Genomic DNA, 25,824 nt, shown 5'->3' on the forward strand with positions numbered 1-25,824 from the left:
TATACGCAGTTACTTCGAAGGTGCTGGAAGGCTGGTACCGCCAGTTTCCTCCACGCGAGAGACGTTACTTGCAGGGTTCAGCATCATATCCAGATCCTGAAGGTCTTTAGGGGATAAGAGTCCTGCAGCTTGCTTCAAGCTCAGTGAGTTTAGAATGTAGTCGTACAGCGAGTTGGCGTAGTCAGTTTGTGAGTCAAACAGGGTCCGCTGAGCCAGGAGCACATCTACAATATTTCGGGTGCCTACTTCGTATCCTGCCTGAGTGGCATCCAATGCACTCTTGGCAGAAACGACGGCTTGCTCTCGGGCCGCTACTCTCGATACATCGGTGACAACAGCGCGGTGCAGGGTGCGCGTGGTTTGTATGGTATCTCTCTCTGCAAGGACGCTAAGGTCCTGGGCCTGGAAGGCTTGGTTTCTAGCCTGGCGACGGTTGGCACTGAGAAGGCCACCAGTAAAGATGGGCACATTTACAGTTACCCCTGCACTTGTTCCCCATTGGTCAATATCTTGCGGGTAACGTACAAATTGGCTGCCCGTTATGTCGCTGAATCGATTTTTCTCGTTACCATCTTGAGTGAGTTTATTATAAGAAAGCGAGCCAGTGACAGTGGGTAGGTGTTCACTGGCTTCTGCCCGAGCGTTATAGCGGGCGGCATCGGCGCCAAGTCGTGCAGCTTTAAGGACAAAGTTGTTGGCGAGGGCAAACTCAACCCAATCGGCGCGATCTGAAGGCACCGGCGGAGCTACCTGGAAGTCATCTACCAAAGGAGCTACTTGATCATGGTAGCCTCCAGTCAATACTGATAGGGCATCAAAGTTACTGAGGAGGTTGTCTTGAGCTGTTAAGCGCCGGGCAACGGAACTGTCATAGGCAGCCTGGGAGTCGTAGACATCAGTAATTGCTGTTAGACCGACTTCAAAGCGCTGTTGCGTCTGTTCCAGCTGTTTAGCCAGGGCTTGTTCTTCGGCAGCAGCTGCCTCGAGGACGTCATAAGCACGCAATACATCAAAGTAGGCGGTGGCGACACGAATCATCATTTCTTGCTGATTAGCACTGAATTCTGCTGTCGCCTGCTCTGTTAATCTCTTGCCCTGTTGATAATCGAACCAGGCTGGAGCGTCAAAAATAGCCTGGGTCAGGTTGGCACTATAGGTTCTTTCCTGTAAGGAATTGCTAGTTTGGCTTCTAAAATCCACTAGTTCGACATCATTGTCGTCGTCATTATCAGTCAAATCCAGTAACTGAGCAGAATTCCGGCTGCTATCAGAGTGAGTTCTAGCGGCTTCGAAAGTAGCATTAACCTGAGGAAGCAGGAATGCGCGGAACTGATATTTGGCCTCGATACCCGCGTGGTAAGCGGCGCGATCAGCTGCTAATTGAGGATCATTCTCCAGGGCCTGTGTATAGATATCCCACAGGGTGTCGGCTTGCGCCTGCATGGCGCCCAGGCCCAGCAGCGTAGCGGCGATTAGTTTTTTCAGCGGACGCAACTTGCGGCCTTGCGGCTCTGTGCGGTTACTTCTTTTCATCTGTTTCGACTTCCTGTGGAGGGTACGGTCTTCAAGCTTTTGCAAGTTATTTGGAGCTGGTGTCATGTAGTGGGGATATAGAGGGCTCCAGCTTGCGGTTATTACTAATATTGCCAGTCTCCCCAATAGCAGTCGCGAGAGTTTACCCGGGGTCAAACCGACCGTCGAGACGGCAATCGGCTTTTTGCTATATCTTCGTTAAACCGACACCTATGTGCGTTTATCGGTAATTTCTTGGCAATAACTAGGGCCCATTGAATAAGGTTGAGGGCCTATATTTCAATAGACGCGCCTCATAAGCATTTGGATGCGGCAAAAATTGTGCAGAATAAGGCAAGGACTGACTGTCCATGAATGAGGGGCGCAACGCAGTGCTGACCAATTGGCAGAGGGTCTGTCACGAATGCGATCTACTTTTAACCGGCGGCTTGGCGCCTCCGGGACAAAAGCTAATTTGCCCACGATGTCGCTGTACTTTGCATCGCAATGGCAATCATAGTATTTACTACACACTGGCTCTCAGTCTAACCGGCCTATTACTGTTTATTCCCTCTGTCAGCTTGCCATTGCTCGACTTCTCCCTGTTCTCATTTGGTGCAGAAAGTACATTGCTAAATGGCGTTTACTCTCTTTTCAAGGCGGGGTTTATTTGGCTCTCGGCGCTGGTGCTTTTCTGTAGCGTTCTGGCTCCGGTAGGTAAATTTGCCCTGTTGTTATTTATTTGTTGGGGCAGTGCTTGGGCCTGGCTTGACCGGCCGGTATCCAATGCTGTTCGTTTTTACCAGCACTTGAAAGAGTGGGGCATGCTCGATGTCTATATGCTCGGAATTTTGGTGGCCCTGATTAAATTAAGGGATTTGGGCAAGATGGAGGTAGAACCGGGGCTGTACTGTTTTGGTGCCATGATGCTACTGGCAAATCTCTCTTCCTTGAGTTTTGACCAAACAGAAATTTGGCACCGCTTGGCACAGCGTCGTGCGCTTAAGGGACAAGCTTGTGAATAGCGTACCAAATAAAGGTTTAAAAAAAGGCTTAACCAGCTGCCTGTGCTGTCATCAATTAATTATTCTTCCCCAAAATGGTCGTTGCCGATGTCCGCGCTGTGGAGCGAGAGTACACAGCAGAATCGAAGGAAGCTTGATGTTAACTTGGGCTCTGACGATTACTGGCACTTTATTGCTTTTACCTGCCAATGTGTTACCGATAATGACGGTTGTTTATTTAGGTGCCGGTGATCCCAGCACTATCATTAGCGGGGTCATGCAACTCTATAACTCGGGAATGTGGGGAATAGCTTTAATTGTCTTTGTTGCCAGTATTGCAGTTCCTGTGATGAAGCTACTGGGATTGGGAGTGCTCCTGATTCAAATTCAGTTGCGTCTGTCCTTCGACCCCATTCAGTCCATGAAAATATATCGAGTAGTTTCCGGCATCGGGCGTTGGTCACTCTTAGACTTATTTATGATTTCAATTTTGGTGTCGCTAGTGGATATGGGATTTATTTCTCAGGTAACCGCTGGAGCTGGTGCGACTGCTTTTGCCTCTGTGGTAGTGGTAACCATGTTGGCGGCACGAACTTTCGATTCCCGTTTAATTTGGGATGCCTATGACGGAGATTTATATGAGTCTGCAGTAGAGCCAGAAACGGCTCATAGGAGCGCCGCAGAAAATGGCTGATGAGCTGCCCCCGCAGGATACGAGTGATGCGTCTCGCTTGGATGGAGGAGCTCAGCGGGGAGTAGTGCGCGCAAGCAGGGGGTTACCCCTAGTGTGGATTTTACCTTTGATCGCGGGGCTGATTGCTCTCTGGTTGCTCTATCAGGATTTGTCAGAGGGAGACGTTAAAGCCACTATTTTATTTCATTCTGGCGACGGCCTGGTAAAAGGAAAAACGGTGGTCAAATATTCCGGGGTCGATATTGGTATGGTCCAGGATGTGCGCCTTGTACCTAATGCGAAAGAGCTGAATGGAGCCGATGGCGTTCTGGCCGAAGTTAGTTTAAATCGCAGTGCAGAATATTTATTGGTAGAGGGCACTGAGTTTTGGGTAGTAAAACCCGAGTTATCTATTACCGGTATTAGCGGCTTGGAAACTCTACTTTCAGGCAATTACATTGCCGTTGAATCAGGTAGTGGAAAGCGCAAGCGCAACTTTGTTGCCCTGGATCAGCCTCCTGCATTTATCCGTGGGGATGGTTTGCGTGTTGTTTTGCAGTCCCGTCGCTTGGGCTCTTTAAGTCGAGGATCGCCAGTATATTATCGTCAGTTGCGAGTCGGTCAGGTAGCGGATTACCGTTTGGATCGAAACGGAACTGAAGTCAGTATCGAATTATTCATTCGCCGGGAATATGCCTACCTGGTTCATCGGGGCAGCCGCTTTTGGAATAGTTCAGGGATCTCTATCGAAGGCGGTATTAGCGGTATCAGTGTCAATTTAGAATCCCTGGCAGCACTTTTTGCCGGAGGCGTAAGTTTTTATACCCCGGAAAATCAACGTCAGTCTCCACTCGCTGTAAATGGTAGTGAGTTTGAGTTATATAAAAATTTTGCCGCAGCAGATGCGGGAATTCCTGTGACATTAAATTTCGATCAGGGGGTGAATGTTACTCCGGATTCTACGAAGGTTTACTATCAGGGCATCCAGGTAGGGGAAGTCAGTGGGACCAAGGCAAACCGCCGTTTGAATGGTATGGAAGTCAAAGTTCTGATGGATCCGACAACGGATGAATTGCTCACCGAAAATACCCGTTTTTGGCTAGCCCCCCCGAGCTTCGATTTTACTGGCGGACTAAACGATTTAATCCAAGGTAATCGCATAGAAGTAGATTTGCGCAAAGGACAGCGCTCCCAGCGCAATTTCACTGCGCGAACCTCTGCGCCACCGATGGACCCCCGTGTGCCGGGGCTGCATTTACGCCTCACTTCACGCAATCCCGGGTCTTTGCAGCGGGGCGCGCCGGTTTATTTTCGCCGTATAGAGGTAGGAAAAGTGCAGGGAATGGAATTGCGTAGGGATGGCGAGGGGGTAGAGGTTTATGTGGTGATAGAGCCCCGCTATGCCCACTTTGTGCAGGAAGGCGTTCGGTTCTGGAATGTGAGCGGATTGCGGGCTACAGCAAGCTTGACCGAGGGGGTGGAAGTGGAGGCAGATTCGCTGATGTCACTTCTGCGTGGCGGTATCGCCTTTGGCATACGCCGGGAAGACCTTGGAAAAGGCGGGCAGGCAAAAAATGGAGACCAGTTCCCTCTTTTCAGCAGTCGGGAAGCGGCTATGGAGGGGGGAATACAAATTCAAGTCAGCCTTGTCAGTGCCGAGGGGCTGAGAGTTGGAGCACCGCTGCGCTACCGCGGGGTACAAGTTGGAGAGATTACTCGCCTGAGACTCGATCGCTCTTTGGGCGAGGTGTGGGCCAGGGCCAAGCTTTATCATCGCGGAGAGCAGTTTGCTCGGGAGGGCACACGTATATGGGTGGTTTCCCCGCAAATTAGCATCGATAAGATTGCCCATTTGGATACCCTGATTACAGGGCGCTACCTGGCGCTTGAGCCTGGCTTAGGAGATCCACAGACAAAGTTTTACGCTTTGGAACAGGCACCGGAAGAGGATCTTGCAGAAACTTTTACTCGCCCTGGACTGGGAATTATCCTGGATGCTGCGAGGCGAGGATCTCTGGTAGCAGGGAGTCCGGTTTATTATCGCCAGGTAAAAGTGGGAGAGGTTACAGGTTTTTCCTTGGGGGAGTATGCTGATCGAGTGTATATCTATGTTCATATCGAACCCCAATACCAGCCCCTGGTGCGAGAGTACACGGTGTTTTGGAATGCCAGTGGCGTCGATGTGAATTTCGGTCTGAAAAGTGGGCTTAATATCAACACAGAATCGGCTCAGGCCCTGTTGCAGGGGGGGATCGCATTTGCCACGCCAGAAGCCCCTTTTATGGGATTTGAAGTGGAGTCGGGCAGCCATTTCCCTCTCTACCCGAAAGCTGAACCCAAGTGGTATACCTGGAGTCCTAAGATAGAACTTTACGGCACGGTCGAACCAGTAAAATAAGTACGGGAATGTAGGAGTTTTTATGCGCTATTTATTAACAGGCTTGCTGAGTATCTTGGTATTGGCGGGTTGCCAGGAGATACAGGTTGAAAAAGCCGCTACCGGGGAGCCACCGGTTGCCTTTGCCACGTATAAATGGGGGGTAGCGCCGTTGAGTGGCTCAGAAGATGCCTCTGCCCAGCTGGTGGAGTTGGATGAAGAAATGCGGGATACCGTTGCCGCAGAGTTACAGCAACGAGGATATCGCCAAGTCTCCCAGGACCAGGATGCGGATATGGTGGTGGATTACCAGGTTGCGGTAGTCGATGAGTTTTTCTCCGGTGATACCCGGGATCCCAGCTGGGACAAACAGTTTGATAGCAATGCGCCACAGGATGTGGTGGAACTACCGCCCCTGACAGATGCCCCCTTGGTGATTATGAGTGTGGGTATTGGGCGCCCGGGCGGGGCTGTGATTTGGGGGGGGAGAGCCAGCGAATTGTTAACACGCCCCGATAGTATTGAGCAGCGTCAACGACTGATCGCCAATGGGGTTAGCGCTCTTTTGCGGGATTTGCCCCCGGCCTATCAATAAGTACGATTTGGCACGAAACGAAAAATACGATTTAGCAGCCACCGGGTATTCGGTGGCTGCCATTCACCGCTAGCGCCCTTTCTTCATCAGGTTTTCGTATAGATCGATATAGGAGTCGACGATAACCTGTTTCGCATAAGTCGTTGCGTACTCCTCGGCCGCATTTTCGATCAGGCTTTGGCGCAATTCCGGCGACTCGATAACGGACTTCATGGCTTTGGCCAGTTCATCGGCATTATCGATAGGGGTAATCAGACCGGTTTTGCCATTGGTAATCACTTCTCCAGGGCCCTGAGAGTCTGTCGCTACTATAGGGCAGCGATGGGCCCAGGACTCCATCACAATAGAGCCCAGGCCCTCATGTCGAGAAGGGCACACGAACATATCCGCAGTGCGCATCAGGGTGGTGACATCATTGCGCCAACCGAGGAAGCGAACCCGCTCTTCCAGGCCGAGTCGGTGGCACAGGGATTTCAACTTGCTCTCCTCAGGGCCACTACCTGCAAGCCACAGAGTGGCGTTGGGTACCTGGGTGAGTGAATGCAGGAGGGTGTCGAACCCTTTATTGATATGTAGGCGGCCTGCAGCCAGTATCAGGGGCCGGTCTTCCGAAGTATTGAAGCTATTTCTAGGCAGCGGATTAACTGGTGTCTCATCGGCAAAATTGGGGATATGGAAAATCTTATCCTTGGGGATGCCTCCGTCCCTTAAATGCTGGCAGATACCTTTGCTGATGCCGATCCAATAATCTGCGTGACGGTAATACTTCAGGTTGTAATAGTGCCCTAGGCGGCTTACCAATCGGTATTTTTCAGAGTTGGGGGTGATTGAAGTGGCACGTCCCATCCAAGTCATCACGATATCCGGTTGCCATTGGTTCAGGGCATCTCGGTATTTTTTTCGGCCGAGAAAATCCAGCTTGCCACCAAATTTAAAACCTTCGGTTTCAACACTGTTGCTACGCAGTGCCTGTACCCGGTGATCGTGGTTGCGAATAAACGCTTTTTCTGTAATTTCGCTGCGGGGATTTAATCCACTGACGAGACGCACAAAGAAATTCTCAGCACCACCGTGCTCAGCACCGGCGAGTATCTGTGCGACTCGAATTGGGTTATTACTCATAATCTATTGCATCTGATCGAATAGAGTGGGCGTAACACTACCTGAGTGTGCCATCCAGATTGATATCTTGAGCCCAAGCATAGTCGTGGCTAAAAGGCTGTAAGCTTGTGGCTTCGACAATGTACTGAGCGTAGAGCTTCGAGTTCATTTCATTGTGGAAAAACTCCCTGGCCCGTGCGGCCCAGGCGCGTCGCTTGGCATCGTCACCGTTAAATTCGCGGATTTTTTCTAATAGGTCCTGCTCATCGGAGAAATAAACGACGCTCTCAGCAGGCAACAAGTCGTCAAAATGTAATTTATCACTGGTGAACTGCAAAATACCGTTGCCCGCCAACTGCGCCATGCGTGCTGAGGAGTACCAGTAATGGGTATCTTGGCGATTGAAATTCAGTCCCATTTTGGTTTGAGATAGAGCGTGGTCGTAGTCGCGGCCCCAAACGGGAGCCTCGCCGAAGCTGCCATAGGTTTTAAAGTTCAGCGAATCCCCCAAGGCATCTTTCAGGTTTTTAACCATTTGCAGACGCTTGGTGAAATTATTGCTGTTACTGCAGAAAAGCAGGTCGATGGCTAAATCCGTGCGTTCAGCGTTATTGAGGTTTTCAATCGAGGGTTCAACCGGGTTCGGCATGTGATAAACACGAGCACCAAAGCCCTCAAATATTTTCAGTTCTCTTCGCCCGGTGGATACAAAAACTGCATCGGCGACTTCCGCGCGGTATTTGATTCGCTCGACATTGCTGGGAACAAAGAGGGGATCATTATTGCAGTGAGCGATAAAGCAATTGGGCAGGCGTTGCTTAATGGCCTTCAGAGTGTCGTTAGTGATCATATCGCAGTGGCCTGCGATGATCAGGTCTGGCTCAAAGGCCTCGACAGTTTCCATCAAGCGTCGGTTCGCCTTTTTTACACCCAGGTCGCGAATACCAAAGGGTGCCTCAAATGCGGCGATATCGCGGTCGCTGAACACTTGGGTGTAGTGGTCATTTTTAATCAGGCCGAAGGTGAGCTTTTGTGCCCAGCTAACCCTTGTCTTGCCATAGCGCCGTAGCTGCTGATAGGCGATATTCAGCACTCTCATGTTGTGTACTCTCGAAATTCAACACGGAAACCCGGATAGCCTCTGCAGTCAGCGGCTGGTACGGTGGGCGCAGAGTATAACAGCTGGTACCCCGGTCTTGTCGCGGAAGCAGCGCAGCAAAACCGAAACCTAGGGAAAGACGAACCATGCCACAAGATAACAGTCGAACTGATTTAAACCCGGAGTTCACCGCTGATTCGGTAGACATAATTTCCAGGGAAACCGTGTTTAAGGGATTTTTCACTATGGTGCGCCTGCGATTGCGCCACCGCTTGTTTCGCGGGGGTTGGAGCAATGAAATAGAGCGGGAACTGTTTCAGCGCGGAGAGGCCGTTGGAGTCTTACTTTACGATCCTGTCAGGGACCTGTTGGCACTTACCGAGCAATTCCGCACTGGTGCCCTGGGGCGCCCAGCAGGGCCTTGGTGTCTTGAAGTGGTAGCCGGTATGGTGGAGAAAGGGGAGAGTCTGGAGGATGTAGCGCACAGAGAGGTATTGGAAGAGTCTGGATGTACTGTGGACGATCTGCATTTTATCCACAGTTATATCCCCAGCCCAGGGGGCAGCTCGGAGCGGATACATCTGTATTGTGCCCTGGTAGATTTGGAGCAGGCCGAGGGCGTATTCGGCTTGGCTGAGGAAAATGAGGATATCCGTTTGCGGGTATTCCCGAGGCAGAACGTCGTAGATGCGATGCGGGGGGATTACGCCCCGGGAGAAAACCCGATAGACAATGCCACCACACTGATTTCGGTGCAGTGGCTAGAGTTAAATCGGAAGCGGTTTACTCATATGACGCCACTAGCCTGAGCGGTCACAGCTCTTTGCGCTACTTTACCTGCACAAAAGGTAAACTGAGATGTAAGTCACGGCGGCAATTGAATTGGAGTGTTGATAATGGCTCTAGTGCGTGAGGTAGGTGCGCGTCAGCGCAGGCAGATGAAAATGTCGCCAAATGGCAACGGTAAAGCAGTATATCGCGTCGATTTACCGTCTTATCATGCCGACTGCGACGCTAACTACCTACGTCTACTGAGGCTGCTACCTGAGCTTTCAGAGAGAGAGCAATGGTGCTATCAAATCCCTGGTGGCAGCTTAAAGCTGAGAGTGGTAGCGAGATCCAGGTACACGACAGAAGTGTCACTGGACGCAGAGGTAAATCTCAGTGAAAGCCACTGGCTGGCATCTCCTAACCTGACCGCTCGTCTCTATCACGATGCGCGGATGGCAGAGGTGATAACAGTTAATGGCTGTGGGCCGGTAGGTGGTAAAGGAGTGGATATCGCTTACCCAAATCCCCGTATGCAGCGCGCAGATGAGAGGCCTCAGGCCAACCGTTTTCTCGGTGAGTGGCTTGAGTACTGTCTTGCAAATGGTCGCGCAGAATTTCAATTAGTGCTGGATGGCCGAAAAATTTAATTCTGCGGTAGAACACATGGATGTGATTACAAGGTGAGCAAGTGATTCGCGAGCACAATGAGCCTAGCAGGTCCGATAAGACCAATTCATATCGTCTGATCCAAATAACAGACCCACACATCGGCAGCCGGCCGGATTATCAATTACTGGGTTTGGACACCGGTCATACTTTGGATGAGGTACTGTCCGCAATCGTTTCCAGGCAGCAGGCAGCGCAATTGCTGGTGGCGACAGGAGATATTAGCGCGAATGGGGCCGAGGCCTCTTACCGCCGGTTTCTTCAGAAAATGCGCAGGGTGCAGAAACCTTGGTACTGGCTACCGGGGAATCACGACTTAAGCTCTCGTATGAAACAGCTGGCCCCACAACGCTGTACAGAAGTGGTTGCCCTAGGAAGTTGGCGCCTCTTGCTTCTGGATACCAGTGTTGAAAACCAGATATGTGGCGGTCTCAGCGAAGCTCAGCTTGAGCGTTTGCAGCTGCTGCTTTGGGAAACCCGGGAACACCCGGTAATGATCATGATGCACCACCAGCCGGTACAGGTGGGTAGTAAGTGGATTGATGGCCATATGCTGCGCGATGGACGCGAGCAACTCTTGCAAATGGTATCCAAAGCGCCCCAAGTCAAAGCGCTCGTGTGGGGCCATGTTCATCAGCAGTTTGATAACCATGAGGGCCGGATCGGCTTACATGCGACACCTTCCACTTCTGTACAATTTACTCCGGGTAGTGGGCCTTTTGCCGTAGACGACGAGATGCCGGGATATCGTTGGTTCGATTTATATGATGACGGTAGCTATAAAACCGGTGTCGAACGGGTTGAGGTTTCAAAATACTCTGTTGACTTTGCGTCTTCCGGTTACTGAGTCACCTCTCCTTGAGATGTGCCTGCTTTTTTGAAGTCCCACTTTGTGGGATTTCTATCGTGTTATTTAAGAGTTTCTAGCTCGCCTTTATTTGTAAAGCCTCCCTTTACGAACTTACCATTATCTTTTTTGTTTTCTCACCGTACAATGAAATTTCCCCAGACTTATGATCATTGATGATATTTGTTTAATGGGGCATACCAGAATCAATAGTAGTATTTGACAGTTGATAAAATACGCTAATAGGCACTGGGGTTTTATTTGTGCTACTGCCCCTCATTTCATGCGTATTTTGCAGCTACTCCGTCTGCTAAGTGGATAACATCGGGAAGTGAGGAATAATAATGAACAGAATATTTGTTTTACCGCTCATTGGCTTGGCGTTATTAGTCGGTGCCTGTGCTCATGATCCCAGTAAGGTGGGGGACTTAAAGTTGGCTGAACAGGAAGATAGCCAAGGTTTGGTTCCCAGATCTAGCTCGTTGGATGAAGTTGCCGCGGCCTTTGCTTTTGATATGAGCGGCTCCAAAGTGTTTATTGCCCCTGTACAAATTGATTACACCAAGCGCTTTTCTTCGGTGCCGCGCACCCGCTACAGAGAGAAAGATTACGAGCTGGATGATAGGGACCTACAGCAGATGAATGCACTGTTGGTCAAAACGTTTGCCGAGAAGTTTCTCGAACCGCGTAACAGCGTGGTAGCAAAGGAGCAGGAAGAGGCAGATTACACATTGTCCTTATCCCTGGAGAAATTTTCGGTAGCTGCGCCACTGGACCCCTCTCCCTGGACCTGGCGCGTCTACACCGAGCAGAGTGCCTATGGGGTACTGGTTGGAACTCTTTATGATCGAGAGGGCAATGCAGTGATGCGCTTCCGGGATCGCCGCGATATCGGTGAGAACTTTGGTGCCTATGGCCCGGGTGGGCGCATGGAGCGCTTTACCAGTGTTACTTTCTGGTCTGATATGCGTGTAGATATGGGGCGGGCCTTTGCCAGTTTGAATCGCACATTGCTGTGATTCCCACACGGTTTGAGGCTTCTGGTTACATAGCGCCCCCGATTGACGATATGGGCGCTATAATCACCGCCTATGCAAACTAATGATCTTCAGGGAAGGCCGGTGCTGATATATCTGCACGGCTTCCTTTCATCACCACAGTCCTTCAAATGCCAGTTGATGCGAGAACGGCTCCAGGCCCAATACCCGCATGTTACCTTCTGTGCACCGCAGATTCCTCCCTATACAGAGGAGGCGCAGAAATCTTTGGTGGCTCTTGTGGAGGATCTCCTTCGGCAGTCCGATAGGGGGCCCATTGGACTGGTAGGGAGTTCTATGGGGGGATTTTGGTGCACTTACCTTGGTGAGCGCTTCCGATTGCCCGCTGTACTGATAAATCCCGCAGTGCGCCCCGCGCGCTTTATTCCAGCCTATGTGGGGAAGGTTTTAAAACCCTATAGCGGTGAAGAAGAGGAATTCCGTCTTACCCAGGTTGATGTAGATGCCATGCAGCGGGTACAGGCTGAATTGGAGAAGCCGTTACAGAGTCGCTACTGGTTACTCGCCCAGCGCGGGGATGAAGTTCTGGATTATCGCGATGCGCAGGATTTCTACCAAGGGCAACGCCAGACCATTGAAGACGGTGGCGATCATAGTTTTCAGGAGTTCGCACGCTATTGCGACCCTATCACCGAATTTCTATTTAACGAGCAGTAATCAATAAGAATTATGGCTAATTATTCCGCCGAAGATATTGAGGTACTCACGGGACTAGATCCGGTGCGTAAGCGCCCCGGGATGTATACCGATACCGCACGCCCAAATCACCTGGCTCAGGAGGTAATCGACAACAGTGTCGACGAAGCCCTGGCCGGACATGCCAAGAAAATTGAAGTGGTGTTACACAAGGACCACTCGCTTTCTGTCAGCGACAACGGCCGCGGTATGCCTGTCGATATTCACCCTGAGCAGGGACGGCCTGGTGTAGAGGTTATCCTCTCCACTTTGCACGCCGGCGGTAAGTTTTCCAATGATAATTACCAATTCTCCGGTGGCCTTCACGGCGTCGGTGTTTCGGTGGTTAACGCCCTCTCAAAAGTTCTGGAGGTTACTATCCAGCGAGATGGCAAGGTTCATCGCATTGGCTTTAAGGATGGTGAAAAGGCCTCAGATCTGGAAGTAGTAGGTGAGTGCGGCAAGCGCACAACAGGCACCAGTGTTCGCTTCTTACCAGATCCCCAATATTTTGATTCCGCCAAATTTTCAGTGGTGCGCCTAAGACACCTTCTGCGTGCCAAGGCGGTGCTCTGCCCGGGTCTCACGGTTACGTTTATCAATGAGCAGGATGGCGAGTCCGATGAGTGGTATTACGAAGATGGCCTCAAGGACTATTTGGCCGCTGCAAATCAGGGTTGGGAAGTACTGCCAGCAGAGCCATTTGTAGGCAGTTTTGCAGCTACTACTGAGGCGGCAGACTGGGCGGTTCAATGGTTGCCAGAGGGCGGAGAGGTCACCGCTGAGTCCTACGTAAACTTGATTCCCACCGCTCAGGGCGGTACCCATGTCAACGGTTTGCGGGCTGGCCTGCTGGAAGCAATGCGCGAATACTGTGAAATTCGCAATCTGCTACCGCGCGGAATTAAATTGGGACCAGAAGATATTTGGAGCCAGTGTTCTTACGTTCTCTCTGCCAAGCTGGCTGACCCTCAATTCTCTGGCCAGACAAAAGAAAGACTTTCCTCTCGTGAAGCGACCGCATTTATTTCCGGTGTCGCCAAAGATGCATTCAGCTTGTGGCTGAACCAGCATACGGAAGAGGGCGATAAACTGGCGGAACTGTGTATTGGCAATGCACAGAAGCGCATGCGCTCCGCGAAAAAAGTTGCACGTAAAAAAGTTACTCAGGGACCGGCCTTACCTGGCAAACTGGCAGACTGCTCCAGTGGCGATACCACGCGCTCTGAACTCTTCCTGGTAGAGGGAGATTCAGCCGGTGGCTCTGCCAAGCAGGCGCGAGACCGGGAGTTCCAAGCTATCATGCCTCTGCGCGGTAAAATCCTGAATACCTGGGAAGTTGACTCAGGGGAAATTCTCGCTAGCCAGGAGGTGCATGATATCGCTGTAGCCCTCGGTGTGGACCCGGGCAGCGATAACCTGGAAGGTTTGCGTTACAACAAGATCTGTATCCTCGCCGATGCCGACTCGGACGGTCTGCACATTGCCACGTTGTTATGCGCGCTTTTCTTACGTCATTTCCGACCGTTGGTCACTAACGGCCATGTCTATGTGGCCATGCCCCCACTGTTCCGAATTGATATCGGTAAAGACGTTTATTATGCGTTGGATGAATCTGAGAAACAGGGCATCCTCGATCGTATCAGTGCAGAAAAGAAAAAGGGCAAGATTCAGGTAACCCGATTTAAGGGATTGGGAGAAATGAATCCTATGCAATTGCGTGAGACTACGATGGACCCCAATACCCGACGTCTCGTACAGCTTTACATAGATTCAGGAGATGACAGTAATCAACTACTAGATATGCTCCTGGCTAAAAAGCGTGCTGGAGACCGCAAGCAGTGGCTGGAAAGTAAAGGGAATCTGGCTGAAGTAGGTTAAATTCTAATTAATCTCAGATCTATTTTTCTTAGGTTGCCTTAGTTTACTAGGGCAACAATTTAAAGCTCTATGGAAGGTGTTTTGTGAAATTAAGCCATTTATTTATCTTATTTGTTTTTTTAGTTTCTCCTTTAACCGGATTGGCCAAAGACATTCAGTCTTTGCTAAATCAGGAAGTAGATAACTTTATAGCTGAATTAAAAGGTGAAGATAACTTAGCTTTAACCAAAGCTGCTAATCGTATTACAGGATCTGGATTAAGTGATGAACGTTTATTTGATGTGGCTGAACAGCTTCTCCTGGAAAAACACCAGGCGAATATGACAGTTGCTCAACGTGATGAACAAGTGATTAGTGAAATCGTTAATTTGTTACGTACACTTTCGTCATCTGGGAATACAAAATATTCCCCCACTATCAATAAGATAATGCGTGAAAGTGGTAATCGTGCGATTAGAAATCGAGCGAAGCATGTGCTGACCAAGTTTAGTTTTTATCAAAAGCGCAATGCATTGATGCAGAATATGGAAGGCCATGTAGCCACTAATAGCTTGCATACTACACGGTTATTAAATTTGCTCAATAGTAACGATATGATTATGCAAAGATTTGCCGCTGAGGAAGTTGTCCGTGACGGAACTGCTGAAGTTGCAATTCAGGAGTGGTTTTACCAGGCGGTAGAGAAGGATGTTCGACAGCCTGTAGATAAACTGCATATCGATACACTCGCTTGGTACTGCAAAGCACTAGGTACGGTTAATAAAAGTGAGTACAAGGAATTTCTGAACTCTATCGCTAATGATAGAAATGTACACAGAAAAATCAGAAGACACGTTAAGAAAATTCTCGGTTAGGTAGCTATAACTGAGCGAAATGCCTTTTTCATTTCGCTCATAACTCATCTTTCACCCTCCTCTCCTGTTTTCTGTTGGCATAGAAATATGTTTAACACATGTGGCCGCGATTTTCTTTAGGTTGATATACGTCATCTCTTCCTTCTCGGTTTAATCTTGGCGGGTGCATTTACTTACTAATTTAAAATTTCTGAAATTTAATGGCAGAGGAATTGTTTTTGCTTTTATCTAAAGGTTATGTCGTTGGCTGATTGTATATAGGGTATTCAGGCGTGCAAGTATTTGTTTCTGCTTGGTGATATCTATTAGATGACAATAATATTAGAGTTGTGGATACGTTAACCTTCTTCTTGTTTTCTTAGGTCGTCAGTCTTCCAGATGCCTAGAAATAGGAAATGAACGTTACAGGGTAGGTGATTATATAATTTTGGTAATAGAACGTTATCTGTTGGTAAATCTGTAAAATATAAGAGTTGGCACTAAAAGCTATGTAAATTACCGTCTTGTTCGAAGGAGTAGAGCCGGATTATGGTATGGGATACATTAAGTGCCGTTGGTGAGCTTGTTGGTGCCTTTGCGGTTGTCGCATCTTTAGTCTATCTTGCCGCTTTAATAAGAGTTCAGAATAAAGAATCGAAGATCGCTTCTATGCATGAAATATCCATTGCTCATCGAGAAGCTGTGGCAGCAATATGTGACGGACCAATGGCAGACATATTTGCGAAGGCGATGAAGGATTTTGATTCTTTGTCGAGTGCCGATACTTTAAGGATCATTGGTTTTGTATATCGTTTTTTTAAGATCTGGGAAGAAGCTTATTTCCAATACAAGGCAAACAGACTCGATTTTACTATTTGGGACTCAATGACTCGTCAATATACAGCATACTTATCAATGGAACCTTTTAAAAGGATATGGGAGTTGCGCTCTGAATATGTAGCCCCCGAATTCCGTGATTATGTCAACTCAAGAAAACCAGTGGATTTGGTTTTACCAAATTCAATTAGTAATAGGGGTGACTCCAAAGGTTAATCTTAAATCATACCTTAATAGGACTGTGATTTATCTAGGGACCCTCTGATCAACGAAGCATTTTTCTAGAATTAAGCTGAGCTGCTTGAAAAATTCACTTTATTACGCACAAATGTGTAATTTTCGCGTAATAGTCCCCTAATTTTTCATCTGAAACCCTCAATAGGCGGGTTTCAGGCGAACCACCCCTAGGCAGCCAAGTATTTTCTCCCTATTAATAAGTTGGTAAAGCCTGCCAGTAAGCACAGCCTCTCAGTATTCTTTAGCAGTCCCCGATAGCGGACCTTGTCATAACCAAATACCCGTTTGATGTAGCGGAAGGGGTGCTCAACCTTCGCTCTTATCTGCGCCTTGATCTTTTCCGCTTTACGAAGTGCATCACGCCCTGGAAGAGTTTTTAGCTTGCTCGGCTTCATTGCTATATACCAATCCGCCTCCCGCTCTTTCAACTCTTCACGTTTCTCCGCACCAATGTACCCAGAGTCTCCCCAGATTCTTTTCTCCTCCCCGTGGAGAACTCGCTCTGTTGTTGTGACATCATGCGAATTCGCTGCTGTTGTGTCTATGCTATGTATTACTCCAAGCACATCATCAACCCCGATATGCATTTTCATCCCAAAATTCCACTGATTGCCTTTCTTTGTTTGATGCATTTCCGGATCACGTTCTTTCTTTTCATTCTTAGTTGAAGTTGGCGCAGAGATAATAGTGGCATCTACAATCGTGCCTTCACGCAGTACCATGCCATTCTCAGCAAGATGTTTGTTGATTTCATCAAAAAGAGCTGCACCTAGCTGATTGAGCTCCAGTAAGTGGCGAAAGTTAAGAATCGTTGTTTCATCGGGAATTGGGTTACTCAAAGTCAATCCAGCAAAACTACGCATGGATTCAATTTCATACAGTGCATCTTCCATAGCGGGATCACTGAGATTGTAAAATAGCTGCATGCAATGAATACGAAGCATGACACTCAATGGATATGGCTGTCGGCCACGTTTGCCTTGTGGGTAACAAGGAGTGATCTGAGCTTCTAGTCGCTGCCATGGGATGAGGGTTTCCATTTGAGAAAGAAACTTCTCTCGGCGAGTTATACGGCGCTTTAGCTTATATTCTGCTTCGGCAAAGGTGACTTGGTGCATGATTCATCGTAGTCTTGATGGGTAGGTGAATATTACCAAATTGACTCAGAATTATTCAGAGGTTCCCTAGATGTTGTAAAAGGAATCGTCATATTAAATTTGGCTACTGGTAGCATCACTCTCAACAAGATCAATAATAATCCAATTGTGAAAGAGGTATTTTCTCTTTCTGAGTACCAGTAGAAGGTTGTGTAACCGATAGTCAATCAAAATATATAATGAATGAATATTGTGAGGTCATGGGAGTTAGTAAATCCAAGGTGAGGCCGTGGACTCGAAAATTATATGCAGGGCGAGCTGGAAGAGTTGTTGAGTATCTAATATCTTGAGCTCCAAATAAATATTGGAATACTTACAAATTTTTGTTGCAAGAAATTATCACTACATCTTTTTAAGCTGTTTTCATGCATAAAAGGTATGAGATACGATAAAATAATACTCTATTATCTGAATGACTAGAAGTCCACATTTCTTATTTTTGACGCACGAAAATTTTTAAGCTGCCATCTATTCATCGATTTATTTTGTGTAAACATGTGAGATATCTGGTTTCAAGCTGCTAAAAAATTATCCGTATTTTTGTTGGCTAAGAAATTTTGAGTCACATTTCTTTATAAGAACGTACCCTCAAGTTCGGACAGATGTCTAGCCATTAAAGACTTTTAGTTGGACCTGTTGTTCTAATTCGGAGGGTAAAAATATATTTTTTAAAAAAAGTTCACTCTGTCAGTTGAATCTTGTAGGCTGCTTAAAAGTATCAGTGTATTTAGATGGCTGTTTCATTATGAGTGCCTTATAAAGTCTCGGTTGTAATGTGAAGAATGATAGTTTATAGATTAAATTAACAAATTATATTTATAGATATTACTATTGGTTTCGTATTGGTTTCGTATTGGTTTCGTATTGGTCGTTTGCTCTATTTGATGTGCAGGATGATTGGCGCAAACCCAATAATAAAAGGTAAATAGTATAGACGTTGATAAGTGTTTTACACTTTGTTTAGTAGTTATTACTGCCGGCTGCTGAATAAATAAAATATACATAATAATGTCTGCTCGTCTGAGTGTTTGATTTTTATGTTTTATGTTTTTTCATGCTGGTTAATTAGTTATTGTGAATTCAAGAATGAATTTCTAAGTCTTAATTGGCAAATTAATAAAGCAGTCTGAGCCCTTAATCCTGTCAAGGCTCTAAAAGAGAATCAAACCTAAGTCTATAAAAGGGGATGTTTATTTACGAATATATTCGAAGTTCATTCTAATTTTACTTCTTGCAGTGGTTCTTGTTGGAAATATTTTAGTGCTAAGGCGATACGAGAATAGTCTGTATTTTCGTGTTGACAATAAAAGTCATATCTAATTAAGGGCTAAGGATATGAGAGTTTTGAAAAATGATACGATGACCTATAAGGAAAGCATATAGTGAAATTTAATATTAATCTAGCAATCTTGATGTTCAGTGTATATCTTTCAGGTTGTAATGGATCTTCGAGCGGGGGAGATGATCCAGACACAAGTGGCGAGCTTACAGCTGCTACGATGGCGGTCCATTATGAGAAACCTAAAACGCTAATCTTTCGCTGGAGCGATGTTTCTGGGGCAACTTATTATCAGTTATTTGAAAATGCTGATGGGCACTCTGGGTTTGAACCTATTGGAAATCCCATTGCGCCAAAAGAAGAGCGCATTGAATTAGTGGTGCCTTTATTCAAAAAGCTTAATGCCCAATACTTATTGCAAACCTGCGATGATCAGAGATGTATCGATTCTGATGCAGTAGCGATTGATCAGGATGTGATAGGTAGTATCGGTTATTTTAAACCCAGTAATACGGATGCTGACGATCAGTTTGGTTGGAATCTAGCAATTAGCGATGATGGCAACCTGCTTGCAGTAGGTGCTCCTCGCGAAGATAGCGGTGGTGACCAAGAGGATAACCTGACACCTGATTCAGGTGCAGTTTATATTTTTAGTCGGGAAGATGGCGAATGGACACAGCAAGCCTATCTTAAGTCTCCAGATCCTCAAGAAGCTGCAGAGTTTGGAACTGCATTGAGCCTTAGCGATGATGGTTATACGCTTGCAGTAGGGGCATTTAAGGAGAACGGGGAAAATGATAATTTTTCTGCGGGCGCTGTTCATATTTTTTCCCGAAGTAATGAAGGTTGGGTCCATAGCGCCCGACTTCAAGCAGACAATCGAGGAAATAATGACCTATTTGGCTATGCCCTTAGCCTTAGTGGGAATGGTTCTACTTTAGCAGTAACCGCACCCAGTGAAGATGGTGGTCTTGATGGCGATTCTATTGAAGATTCTGGAGCGGTATATGTGTTCCGTAATGAGGAGGGAAGTTGGTCACAGTATGCCTACATTAAGGCTACTGATAGTTCTGAGGGGTTAGGTTTTGGTTCTTCGATAAGCCTTGATGATGCCGGGGCTTCATTCGCAGTTGGGGCTTATGCTGACAATGCAGAGGCAGGTTCCGTTTATCTATACCAGTTGGATGGTGAATCTTGGGTAGAAGATAGCAAGATATCGGCTAGTAATGCATATGTTGGTGATTGGTTTGGATTTGCACTCAATTTAAGTGGTAATGGGAAAACTCTAGCTGTTGGAGCCCCATATCAAGATGGGTCTAATGAAAATCAGGATGATCGAAGTGTAGCTTCTAGTGGCGCTGTCTATATTTTTTCTCGAAAAGAAAACGCTTGGGAGCAAACTGCCTATTTGAAAGCTTCCAATCCTCATGTATCGGCTTACTTTGGAGAGGCGGTAAACCTGAGTGATGATGGCAGTTTTATCGCCGTGGGAGCATGGGGAGAGAAAAGCTATAGCCAAGGATTGTTCGGAGATAGTACAGACGAATCTTCAAAGAAAGCAGGAGCAGTTTATACCTATATATTTAATGGCGTAGACTGGTCTAGTGAGGCTTATATTAAGGCGAGCAACACAGACTCGGGAGACAAATTTGGTGGCTCTGTTGCGCTAAGTGGAGATGGAGCTAGTTTAGCAGTAGGGGCGAACGGTGAAGGAAGTGCCGATAGTGGTTTACTCGCAAGCCCTGAGAACAATGAAGCTTATTCTTCAGGAGCGGTTTATATTTATTGATTGGGCTGTATAATTTGTATTTACGTATAAAGTTAGTTGTTTGAGTTTAAATGGTATTGTTATCATTAATCTAGACCGAATGGAATACGTACAATGTAAATTTTAGAGATCTTTATTCTAAGTAAAGATTTTAGGTTGCTCAGGTAAATCAAAAGATTTTCCTAGAGCAGCAATATATCTAGAGTTTTAGCTAAAGCTTAGCTGGATAGTGAAAGAAAATGATATCTTTAAAATTTATAACTCTCTTTAAGTCTGAGCTTGTAATCAAGCTCAGCTAGTGAAATGTGAGTTTGGTTATAAATTTTAATCTCATACTTATCTCTAGTTCAATTCTTTAATGTATAAGTATTTGTTCGCTTTTTTTTGAGTAGATGGCGCGAAGTACTTTTTTGCTAATCTGAGGCAGTCCTTCTATCGATATTGGGGAGGCAGCAAAATGTGTGGGCTGCTAGCTGTATTTTCAAATACCGTTGTATACAACCGGGAACAGATTTATCGAGCATTACAGACCCTTTCCCATCGAGGGCCTGATGGTGAAGGGTTCTGGTCATCAGGAGATGGACGGGCCTGGCTGGCTCATAAGCGCCTAAGTATTATTGACTTGGAAGGTGGTCAGCAGCCACTATTGAGTGATGATGGAGAGGTAGTCTGCATTGTTAATGGTGAATTTTATAATTATTTAGAGATAAAAGATGATTTGATAAGGCGGAACTATCGTTTTCTTACACAATCGGATAGTGAAATACTTATCGGCCTATATCAAGAGTTTGGCGTTTATTGCTTGGACTATCTTCGAGGAGAATTTTCTTTCGTACTTTACGATAAAAGAAAAAACTTAATATTTTCTGCTCGAGATAGATTTGGAATAAAACCTCTTTTTTATTACTGGGCAGATGGATGCTTGTGTTTTGCATCAGAAGTTAAGGCCTTCAAAGCGCTTGGCTTGCCGATAGATTGGAATCCACATACTTTTTGGCAAGAAATTAGCTTCTTGCATGCTCCAGCCTCTAGCTTATTTAACAATATTCATGAGCTTCCTCCTGGTCATTATGGTTTGGCCTATTTGGATAATCTACAATTTTCGACTCATCTTTATTGGAATTTACACTTCCCCACTATTGCGGAACAAAGAAGTAATGTTTTCGATGAGAAAGAGGTTATTAGTGAGGTGCGCGAGCGCTTCTCTGAATCGATTAAGTTAAGGCTCAAAGCTGATGTACCTGTTGCCTGCTATTTGAGTGGTGGCATAGATGCCTCTTCCGTGCTTGGTATAGCGCAAGGTATGGTGGATAAGCCGATCGATGCATTCACCTTATCTTTTGATCATCCGGCCTATGATGAGTCCTCTAACGCAAAATCCATGACTGATTACTTGGGAAGTAATTATCACCCTGTTGAAATTGATAGTGACACACTGATCTCTTGCTTTGAGGATACTGCTTATACCGGCGAAAAAATGTTCTTTAACGGTAACGCTATCACTAAATATGTTCTAAGCCGAGTTGTTCGAGAGCACGGTTATAAAGTGGTTCTTACTGGGGATGGAGCAGATGAAGTATTTGCTGGTTACGGTTGGTTCAGGCAAGATTTTATCGAAAATTATTTAGATGCAATTCCAAAAAAAGAAAAGCAAGCTATCTTGCAGAAATTGCAGTCTGGTGATCCTGTTTCCGAAGGCGTTTTTATGGCCTCTACAAGAATGCATCAGTCACAGGTGGTGAAGTCAGCCCTTGGCTTCTTTCCAAACTGGATGCAGAGCTTTATGGATATGGGCACAAAGATATTCCCATTGTTTTGTGAGGGTTATGCCGAGTATATACAGAACTTACAGCCTGCAGAAACTCTGTTGGAACACTTGGGAGGTGCCTTTTCGGTTAAGAACAGGTCCATTTTATCAAAAAGTCTATATACCTTTACCAAGTCTATGCTGCCCCACTATGTTCTTACAATGATGGGGGATAGAACAGAAATGGCTCACTCTATCGAAGGGCGCCTACCTTTTCTGGATCATCACCTGGTTGAGTATGTCTCAGTATTGCCGGATAAATACAAGATTCGCGGGTTAACGGAGAAATATATACTCAGAGAAGCCATGAAACCTGTGTTAACAGAGCAAGTATACAAGAAGCAAAAACAGCCTCTTTGGACTCCACCACTTACGGATAAGAAAAACAGGAAACTTTATGAATATATGAAGGATATTGTTCATAGCCGTGCAACTTTGGATATGCCGTTTTTGGACCATAAGAAGGCAATTAGATTTTTTGAGAAGAGTGATAGCTTATTGCAAGCCGATCAGAATGTTGTTGATGCTGTAAAATACCTTATAGTGAGTGGTATTTTGTTGCACAAGCGATTGGTCATGTCTTAGGATTTAATTTTCTACTTTAGATGGTTTTGATGGTTTACTCTGGATATTTAAATAAAAGGTAAAATAACAATTCTTTAGCAGGAGCTGCAGTGCAGGAATTTCTCTAAATTGAGCCCGAATAAAATACTTCTATCCGGGCGTTTTGGTATTCTAGTTTCTCCCAGCAATTACCCCGCCATCAACGTCCCAAATGGCTCCAGTTACCCAACTTGCTTTGTCGCTTAAAAGAAAATCTACGACACCAGCGATGTCCTGGGGGGTACCAATTCTGCCAATAGGGTGAAAGTTATCGAAGGAAGCAAGTGCTTGGTCTATTTCCCCCGAATCGATAAAGGACTCATAGATAGGCGTCTTAACCACCGCAGGGGATACTGCATTAACACGAATTTTGTGATCGGCCAGTTCCATCGCCATATGTTGGGTGAGCGAATGTAAACCGGCTTTGGCCATTGAATAGGCTGAGGAGGGTGTCGCCTTTACGGATTGCTTGGCCCACATGGAGCCAATATTCACTACACTCCCTCCGCCGTTGTCTACCATGTTTCTTGTTACGGCCTGGCTAATAAAGAAGGTGGCACGGTTGAGGTCGAGATAAGTGTCGTAGTCTTCCCGAGTATGTTCAAGAAATGCAGTAGGATTAAAATATCCAGCGGCGTTTACCAGGTATTTAAAATGATGATTGCTGGATTTTATATATTCGATAATATCGCTGATATCAGCCTGTTGATAGAGGTCTGCCTGAAGTGCTTCTGCAGAGCCCATCTGAGTTAATTCGTTGTGGGCTCTTTCAAGTTTGTTGAGATTATTGCCAATAATAACTGTGTGGATTCCCTGTTTCACCAGTAGATTTGCAATGGCGAGTCCCATACCACTGGAACCACCAACGATTAAGGCAACTTCTTTTTGTTCAGTAGAATCTGGTCTTTTAGTGGAGTCACTCATATTATTTCCTCACTGAGATATGCTCATTACGTGAGTGGAGTTTAGAAAAGAATCGGATAGGTTGAAAAGTAAGCACAAAATGGTGCACTAGTTACTTTTTGGTAAGTATTGATGAAATCAGAGAAAAACATGCTCACGCGAAAGCGCCCGCCCAAGAGAAGTGCCAGAATGGTTGAGACTATCTATGGCTGTAAATGGTCCCTTACTGTCTATCAGCTTCTGGCTGGAGGGGTAAATCGACCGGGGGAGATGGTTCGCAGCGTTGAGGGTTTGACTACCAAGGTCCTGAATGAATGTTTACGAAGAAATATGGAGTTCGGGATACTGGAGCGGATCAGCTATGCAGAGATTCCTCCCCGTGTGGAATATAACGTTACAGAATTTGGACAGAAATTCCTGAGAATTCTGGACGACTTGGAAAAGCTACAAGAGGAAATTGACGGCTCAGAATTATCTGAAAGTAAATAACTTTATCCCACCAATACCTTCGAGTTACACTAAGTGTCTAAATGATACTTGTCTCTCCCTATGAATGAAAAAGACTATATAGCTCGCTATGAGAAGCGTAACTTTGACGCTCCTTTAGTTACTGTGGATGCAGTTCTATTTACCTATCACGAAGGCTTTCTCAAGGTGTTATTGGTTAAGCGCTCGGCTCACCCAGAGAAAGGAAAGTGGGCTTTGCCTGGAGGATTTGTCTCTGAAACCGAAGATAATAGTCTGGAGGCGGCGGTTAACCGAAAGCTAAAAGAAAAGACATCAGTTATACCTCCCTATTTAGAGCAGCTTTATACCTTTGGTGGATCTAGCCGAGACAAGCGCGGATGGTCGATATCGGTTGCCTATACTGCCTTGATTGCCCACCAGCGCTGTGCAAGTGCAATCGATACCGTATCGAGTGTGGACTGGTTGCCTTACTCTCAGATATCTCAATTATCTCTGGCTTTTGATCATCAGGAAATTATTAGTCGTGCCCATGAGCGTTTGGTTCAAAAAGCGCTCTATACTATTGTGCCTGCATTTGCATTACCGGAAACTTTTACCTTGCCAGAGTTGCAGCATGTACATGAGGCAATAATTGGGAAACCAATACAGAAAAAATCATTTCGCAGGCGAATTGAGCAGGCAAATTTGTTAGTAGATACTGGTGAAAAACGTTCTGAAAAAGGTCGGCCTGCAGCGCTCTATCGTTTGAGTGAAAGCTCCGCTGATCATAAATTTATAAGAAATTTAGAGCTTTAACTGAAAAATAGTTTCGCTTCTTAAGATAAAAAATTGTTAACTAATTTTTTATCTAGCTCAATCAAGTATTGGTATCCATAAGTACTATTTTCCAGGCCAGAGAGTAAACTGAAAGGAAGTTCCAAATCGTACTCTCTGGTAAGTGCTGCAAGCCCGCAGGCAATTGCGGCGACACTATCAGTATCACCACCAAAATCTATACAGGTCTTCAATAGTCCAAGGAAGTCTCGATTACTTTGTAGTGCTATATTTACCGCAGCCAAGGTTTCTAAGGCATCACAGTTGACCTTGCCAGACCAGCTTCCTATTAATTTTAGGTTGAGCTTTTTCTCAATAAGCTTGGGCAACTCAATTAGAGTTGATTTTTGGTAGATTAATAGATGTGCCATTAGGGCAACTGCTTGAGCAGATAAGATCCCCTCTTCGGTATTGTGCGTAACGCTAGCTTGGCATTTAGCCACTGTTAGTAGTTGATCAATATCGGGAATAAGCCCAAGGGGTACTGAGCGCATTGCTGCACCGTTACGTTTGCTGTGAGGCCTTATCTTGCGAGTTAGATCCTTTCCAGTTTCACAGCTATCGAGAAGGCTTTGAAAGCCTGATGCATATCCAAGGCGAGGATCACGCTTATAAGCGTGGATAAAAGCTTGTGCAAAGTCCGACTCTTGGGGATTCGAATTCTCAAGAAGGAGCTCAGCAATAGCCAAGCTCATCTGAGTATCGTCGGTATAACAACCGGGTTTGATGCCAAGGGGATGAGAGATATACCCGTTAGTATGATTGTTATTGTTAATAATCTCACGGCTACAAAACTCAAATCCGGCTCCGTAGGCATCTCCAACTGCAATTTCCAATAACATCAAAGCCCCCTAAAGGAT

At 46.2% G+C, this 25,824-nt stretch carries 22 protein-coding genes; 16 read left to right on the forward strand and 6 right to left on the reverse strand.

The genetic code is table 11. The features are described 5' to 3' along the window. Nucleotides 1–9: 9 nt before the first annotated feature. On the reverse strand, nt 10–1,533 hold the full coding sequence (locus tag ACJJIS_RS01130) for a TolC family outer membrane protein (RefSeq protein WP_413663552.1): 1,524 nt from the start codon (nt 1,531–1,533) through the stop codon (nt 10–12). Nucleotides 1,534–1,883: 350 nt separating this feature from the next. On the opposite strand from ACJJIS_RS01130, the gene ACJJIS_RS01135 reads away from it, so the two are divergent. The 4 genes from ACJJIS_RS01135 (at nt 1,884) to ACJJIS_RS01150 (ending at nt 6,161) form a co-directional block, all read left to right on the forward strand. Next, on the forward strand, nt 1,884–2,537 hold the full coding sequence (locus tag ACJJIS_RS01135; protein ID WP_444934343.1) for a paraquat-inducible protein A: 654 nt from the start codon (nt 1,884–1,886) through the stop codon (nt 2,535–2,537). 136 nt (nt 2,538–2,673) lie between these two features. Further along, nucleotides 2,674–3,210, forward strand: coding sequence for a paraquat-inducible protein A (locus tag ACJJIS_RS01140; protein ID WP_444934342.1), 537 nt, complete (start codon nt 2,674–2,676; stop codon nt 3,208–3,210). Continuing rightward, nucleotides 3,203–5,587 carry a PqiB family protein gene (locus tag ACJJIS_RS01145; RefSeq protein WP_475709268.1) on the forward strand — a complete coding sequence of 795 codons (2,385 nt, stop codon included), beginning with the start codon at nt 3,203–3,205 and terminating at the stop codon, nt 5,585–5,587. Before ACJJIS_RS01140 ends, ACJJIS_RS01145 begins: the two co-directional genes overlap by 8 nt. A 22-nt stretch (nt 5,588–5,609) precedes the next feature. Then, nucleotides 5,610–6,161: a DUF4136 domain-containing protein gene (locus tag ACJJIS_RS01150; RefSeq protein ID WP_413663548.1), complete on the forward strand. Its 552-nt coding sequence runs from the start codon at nt 5,610–5,612 to the stop codon at nt 6,159–6,161. Between the two features lie 69 nt (nt 6,162–6,230). On the opposite strand, the gene ACJJIS_RS01155 is transcribed toward ACJJIS_RS01150, so the two are convergent. Further along, nucleotides 6,231–7,283 carry a glycosyltransferase gene (locus ACJJIS_RS01155; RefSeq protein WP_444895910.1) on the reverse strand — a complete coding sequence of 351 codons (1,053 nt, stop codon included), beginning with the start codon at nt 7,281–7,283 and terminating at the stop codon, nt 6,231–6,233. 37 nt (nt 7,284–7,320) lie between these two features. After that, entirely contained in the window at nt 7,321–8,361 is a 1,041-nt protein-coding gene (locus ACJJIS_RS01160) for a glycosyltransferase family protein (RefSeq protein WP_444892190.1), read from the reverse strand. Nucleotides 8,362–8,507: 146 nt separating this feature from the next. On the opposite strand from ACJJIS_RS01160, the gene ACJJIS_RS01165 reads away from it, so the two are divergent. The 8 genes from ACJJIS_RS01165 to ACJJIS_RS01200 all read left to right on the forward strand — a co-directional run bounded on the left by ACJJIS_RS01165 (nt 8,508) and on the right by ACJJIS_RS01200 (nt 16,145). Then, nucleotides 8,508–9,170 (forward strand): NUDIX domain-containing protein, encoded by a 663-nt coding sequence (locus tag ACJJIS_RS01165; RefSeq protein ID WP_475709269.1) that lies wholly within the window; start codon nt 8,508–8,510, stop codon nt 9,168–9,170. An 87-nt stretch (nt 9,171–9,257) separates the two neighbouring features. Further along, entirely contained in the window at nt 9,258–9,779 is a 522-nt protein-coding gene (locus tag ACJJIS_RS01170) for a DUF1249 domain-containing protein (RefSeq protein ID WP_444926083.1), read from the forward strand. Between the two features lie 41 nt (nt 9,780–9,820). Beyond that, nucleotides 9,821–10,645: a 3',5'-cyclic-AMP phosphodiesterase gene (gene cpdA / locus ACJJIS_RS01175; protein WP_475709270.1), complete on the forward strand. Its 825-nt coding sequence runs from the start codon at nt 9,821–9,823 to the stop codon at nt 10,643–10,645. Between the two features lie 344 nt (nt 10,646–10,989). Next, nucleotides 10,990–11,664, forward strand: coding sequence for a hypothetical protein (locus ACJJIS_RS01180; protein ID WP_475709271.1), 675 nt, complete (start codon nt 10,990–10,992; stop codon nt 11,662–11,664). 102 nt (nt 11,665–11,766) lie between these two features. Continuing rightward, nucleotides 11,767–12,360 carry a YqiA/YcfP family alpha/beta fold hydrolase gene (locus tag ACJJIS_RS01185; RefSeq protein WP_413663541.1) on the forward strand — a complete coding sequence of 198 codons (594 nt, stop codon included), beginning with the start codon at nt 11,767–11,769 and terminating at the stop codon, nt 12,358–12,360. A gap of 12 nt (nt 12,361–12,372) precedes the next feature. Further along, nucleotides 12,373–14,259 carry a DNA topoisomerase IV subunit B gene (gene parE, locus ACJJIS_RS01190; RefSeq protein ID WP_282931020.1) on the forward strand — a complete coding sequence of 629 codons (1,887 nt, stop codon included), beginning with the start codon at nt 12,373–12,375 and terminating at the stop codon, nt 14,257–14,259. Nucleotides 14,260–14,342: 83 nt separating this feature from the next. Next, complete coding sequence (locus ACJJIS_RS01195; RefSeq protein WP_444907089.1) at nt 14,343–15,113, forward strand: hypothetical protein; 771 nt, start codon at nt 14,343–14,345, stop codon at nt 15,111–15,113. Between the two features lie 528 nt (nt 15,114–15,641). Continuing rightward, on the forward strand, nt 15,642–16,145 hold the full coding sequence (locus ACJJIS_RS01200; RefSeq protein ID WP_475709272.1) for a hypothetical protein: 504 nt from the start codon (nt 15,642–15,644) through the stop codon (nt 16,143–16,145). A gap of 188 nt (nt 16,146–16,333) precedes the next feature. Here ACJJIS_RS01200 and ACJJIS_RS01205 read toward each other — a convergent pair whose 3' ends face one another. Next, nucleotides 16,334–17,284 carry an IS5 family transposase gene (locus ACJJIS_RS01205; RefSeq protein WP_475709273.1) on the reverse strand — a complete coding sequence of 317 codons (951 nt, stop codon included), beginning with the start codon at nt 17,282–17,284 and terminating at the stop codon, nt 16,334–16,336. Nucleotides 17,285–18,705: 1,421 nt separating this feature from the next. Between ACJJIS_RS01205 and ACJJIS_RS01210 the strand changes: the two genes are divergently transcribed. After that, the gene (locus ACJJIS_RS01210) at nt 18,706–20,391 is read left to right on the forward strand and encodes a histidine kinase (protein WP_475709274.1); all 1,686 of its coding nucleotides are present in this window, start codon (nt 18,706–18,708) and stop codon (nt 20,389–20,391) included. Between the two features lie 436 nt (nt 20,392–20,827). Further along, nucleotides 20,828–22,762, forward strand: a complete 1,935-nt coding sequence (gene asnB, locus ACJJIS_RS01215; RefSeq protein WP_413663537.1) for an asparagine synthase (glutamine-hydrolyzing) — start codon at nt 20,828–20,830, stop codon at nt 22,760–22,762. A 150-nt stretch (nt 22,763–22,912) separates the two neighbouring features. Here the strand turns inward: asnB and ACJJIS_RS01220 are convergent, their stop codons facing one another. Further along, complete coding sequence (locus ACJJIS_RS01220) at nt 22,913–23,704, reverse strand: SDR family NAD(P)-dependent oxidoreductase (protein ID WP_413663536.1); 792 nt, start codon at nt 23,702–23,704, stop codon at nt 22,913–22,915. Between the two features lie 111 nt (nt 23,705–23,815). Here ACJJIS_RS01220 and ACJJIS_RS01225 point away from each other — a divergent pair, with 111 nt between their 5' ends. Both ACJJIS_RS01225 and ACJJIS_RS01230 read left to right on the forward strand, forming a co-directional pair. Then, nucleotides 23,816–24,172, forward strand: a complete 357-nt coding sequence (locus tag ACJJIS_RS01225) for a winged helix-turn-helix transcriptional regulator (protein WP_413663535.1) — start codon at nt 23,816–23,818, stop codon at nt 24,170–24,172. Nucleotides 24,173–24,232: 60 nt separating this feature from the next. After that, a complete protein-coding gene (locus ACJJIS_RS01230; protein WP_413663534.1) occupies nt 24,233–24,946 on the forward strand; it encodes an NUDIX hydrolase in 714 nt (237 codons plus the stop codon). A 20-nt stretch (nt 24,947–24,966) separates the two neighbouring features. Here the strand turns inward: ACJJIS_RS01230 and ACJJIS_RS01235 are convergent, their stop codons facing one another. Next, nucleotides 24,967–25,806, reverse strand: coding sequence for an ADP-ribosylglycohydrolase family protein (locus tag ACJJIS_RS01235; protein WP_475709275.1), 840 nt, complete (start codon nt 25,804–25,806; stop codon nt 24,967–24,969). Between the last annotated feature and the right edge of the window lie 18 nt (nt 25,807–25,824).

The organism is Microbulbifer maximicatervae (SeqCode), from assembly GCF_056231245.1.

Excerpts from the sequence above, each read along its gene's own strand:
- ACJJIS_RS01200 (WP_475709272.1), top strand. The coding sequence starts at position 15,642 with ATGGTATGGGATACATTAAGTGCCGTTGGTGAGCTTGTTGGTGCCTTT.
- ACJJIS_RS01180 (WP_475709271.1), top strand. The coding sequence starts at position 10,990 with ATGAACAGAATATTTGTTTTACCGCTCATTGGCTTGGCGTTATTAGTC.
- ACJJIS_RS01165 (WP_475709269.1), top strand. The coding sequence starts at position 8,508 with ATGCCACAAGATAACAGTCGAACTGATTTAAACCCGGAGTTCACCGCT.
- ACJJIS_RS01225 (WP_413663535.1), top strand. The coding sequence starts at position 23,816 with ATGAAATCAGAGAAAAACATGCTCACGCGAAAGCGCCCGCCCAAGAGA.
- ACJJIS_RS01220 (WP_413663536.1), bottom strand. The coding sequence starts at position 23,704 with ATGAGTGACTCCACTAAAAGACCAGATTCTACTGAACAAAAAGAAGTT.
- ACJJIS_RS01135 (WP_444934343.1), top strand. The coding sequence starts at position 1,884 with ATGAATGAGGGGCGCAACGCAGTGCTGACCAATTGGCAGAGGGTCTGT.
- ACJJIS_RS01235 (WP_475709275.1), bottom strand. The coding sequence starts at position 25,806 with ATGTTATTGGAAATTGCAGTTGGAGATGCCTACGGAGCCGGATTTGAG.
- ACJJIS_RS01205 (WP_475709273.1), bottom strand. The coding sequence starts at position 17,284 with ATGCACCAAGTCACCTTTGCCGAAGCAGAATATAAGCTAAAGCGCCGT.
- ACJJIS_RS01145 (WP_475709268.1), top strand. The coding sequence starts at position 3,203 with ATGGCTGATGAGCTGCCCCCGCAGGATACGAGTGATGCGTCTCGCTTG.
- ACJJIS_RS01150 (WP_413663548.1), top strand. The coding sequence starts at position 5,610 with ATGCGCTATTTATTAACAGGCTTGCTGAGTATCTTGGTATTGGCGGGT.
- ACJJIS_RS01155 (WP_444895910.1), bottom strand. The coding sequence starts at position 7,283 with ATGAGTAATAACCCAATTCGAGTCGCACAGATACTCGCCGGTGCTGAG.
- ACJJIS_RS01230 (WP_413663534.1), top strand. The coding sequence starts at position 24,233 with ATGAATGAAAAAGACTATATAGCTCGCTATGAGAAGCGTAACTTTGAC.
- ACJJIS_RS01170 (WP_444926083.1), top strand. The coding sequence starts at position 9,258 with ATGGCTCTAGTGCGTGAGGTAGGTGCGCGTCAGCGCAGGCAGATGAAA.
- ACJJIS_RS01160 (WP_444892190.1), bottom strand. The coding sequence starts at position 8,361 with ATGAGAGTGCTGAATATCGCCTATCAGCAGCTACGGCGCTATGGCAAG.
- ACJJIS_RS01140 (WP_444934342.1), top strand. The coding sequence starts at position 2,674 with ATGTTAACTTGGGCTCTGACGATTACTGGCACTTTATTGCTTTTACCT.
- parE (WP_282931020.1), top strand. The coding sequence starts at position 12,373 with ATGGCTAATTATTCCGCCGAAGATATTGAGGTACTCACGGGACTAGAT.
- asnB (WP_413663537.1), top strand. The coding sequence starts at position 20,828 with ATGTGTGGGCTGCTAGCTGTATTTTCAAATACCGTTGTATACAACCGG.
- ACJJIS_RS01130 (WP_413663552.1), bottom strand. The coding sequence starts at position 1,533 with ATGAAAAGAAGTAACCGCACAGAGCCGCAAGGCCGCAAGTTGCGTCCG.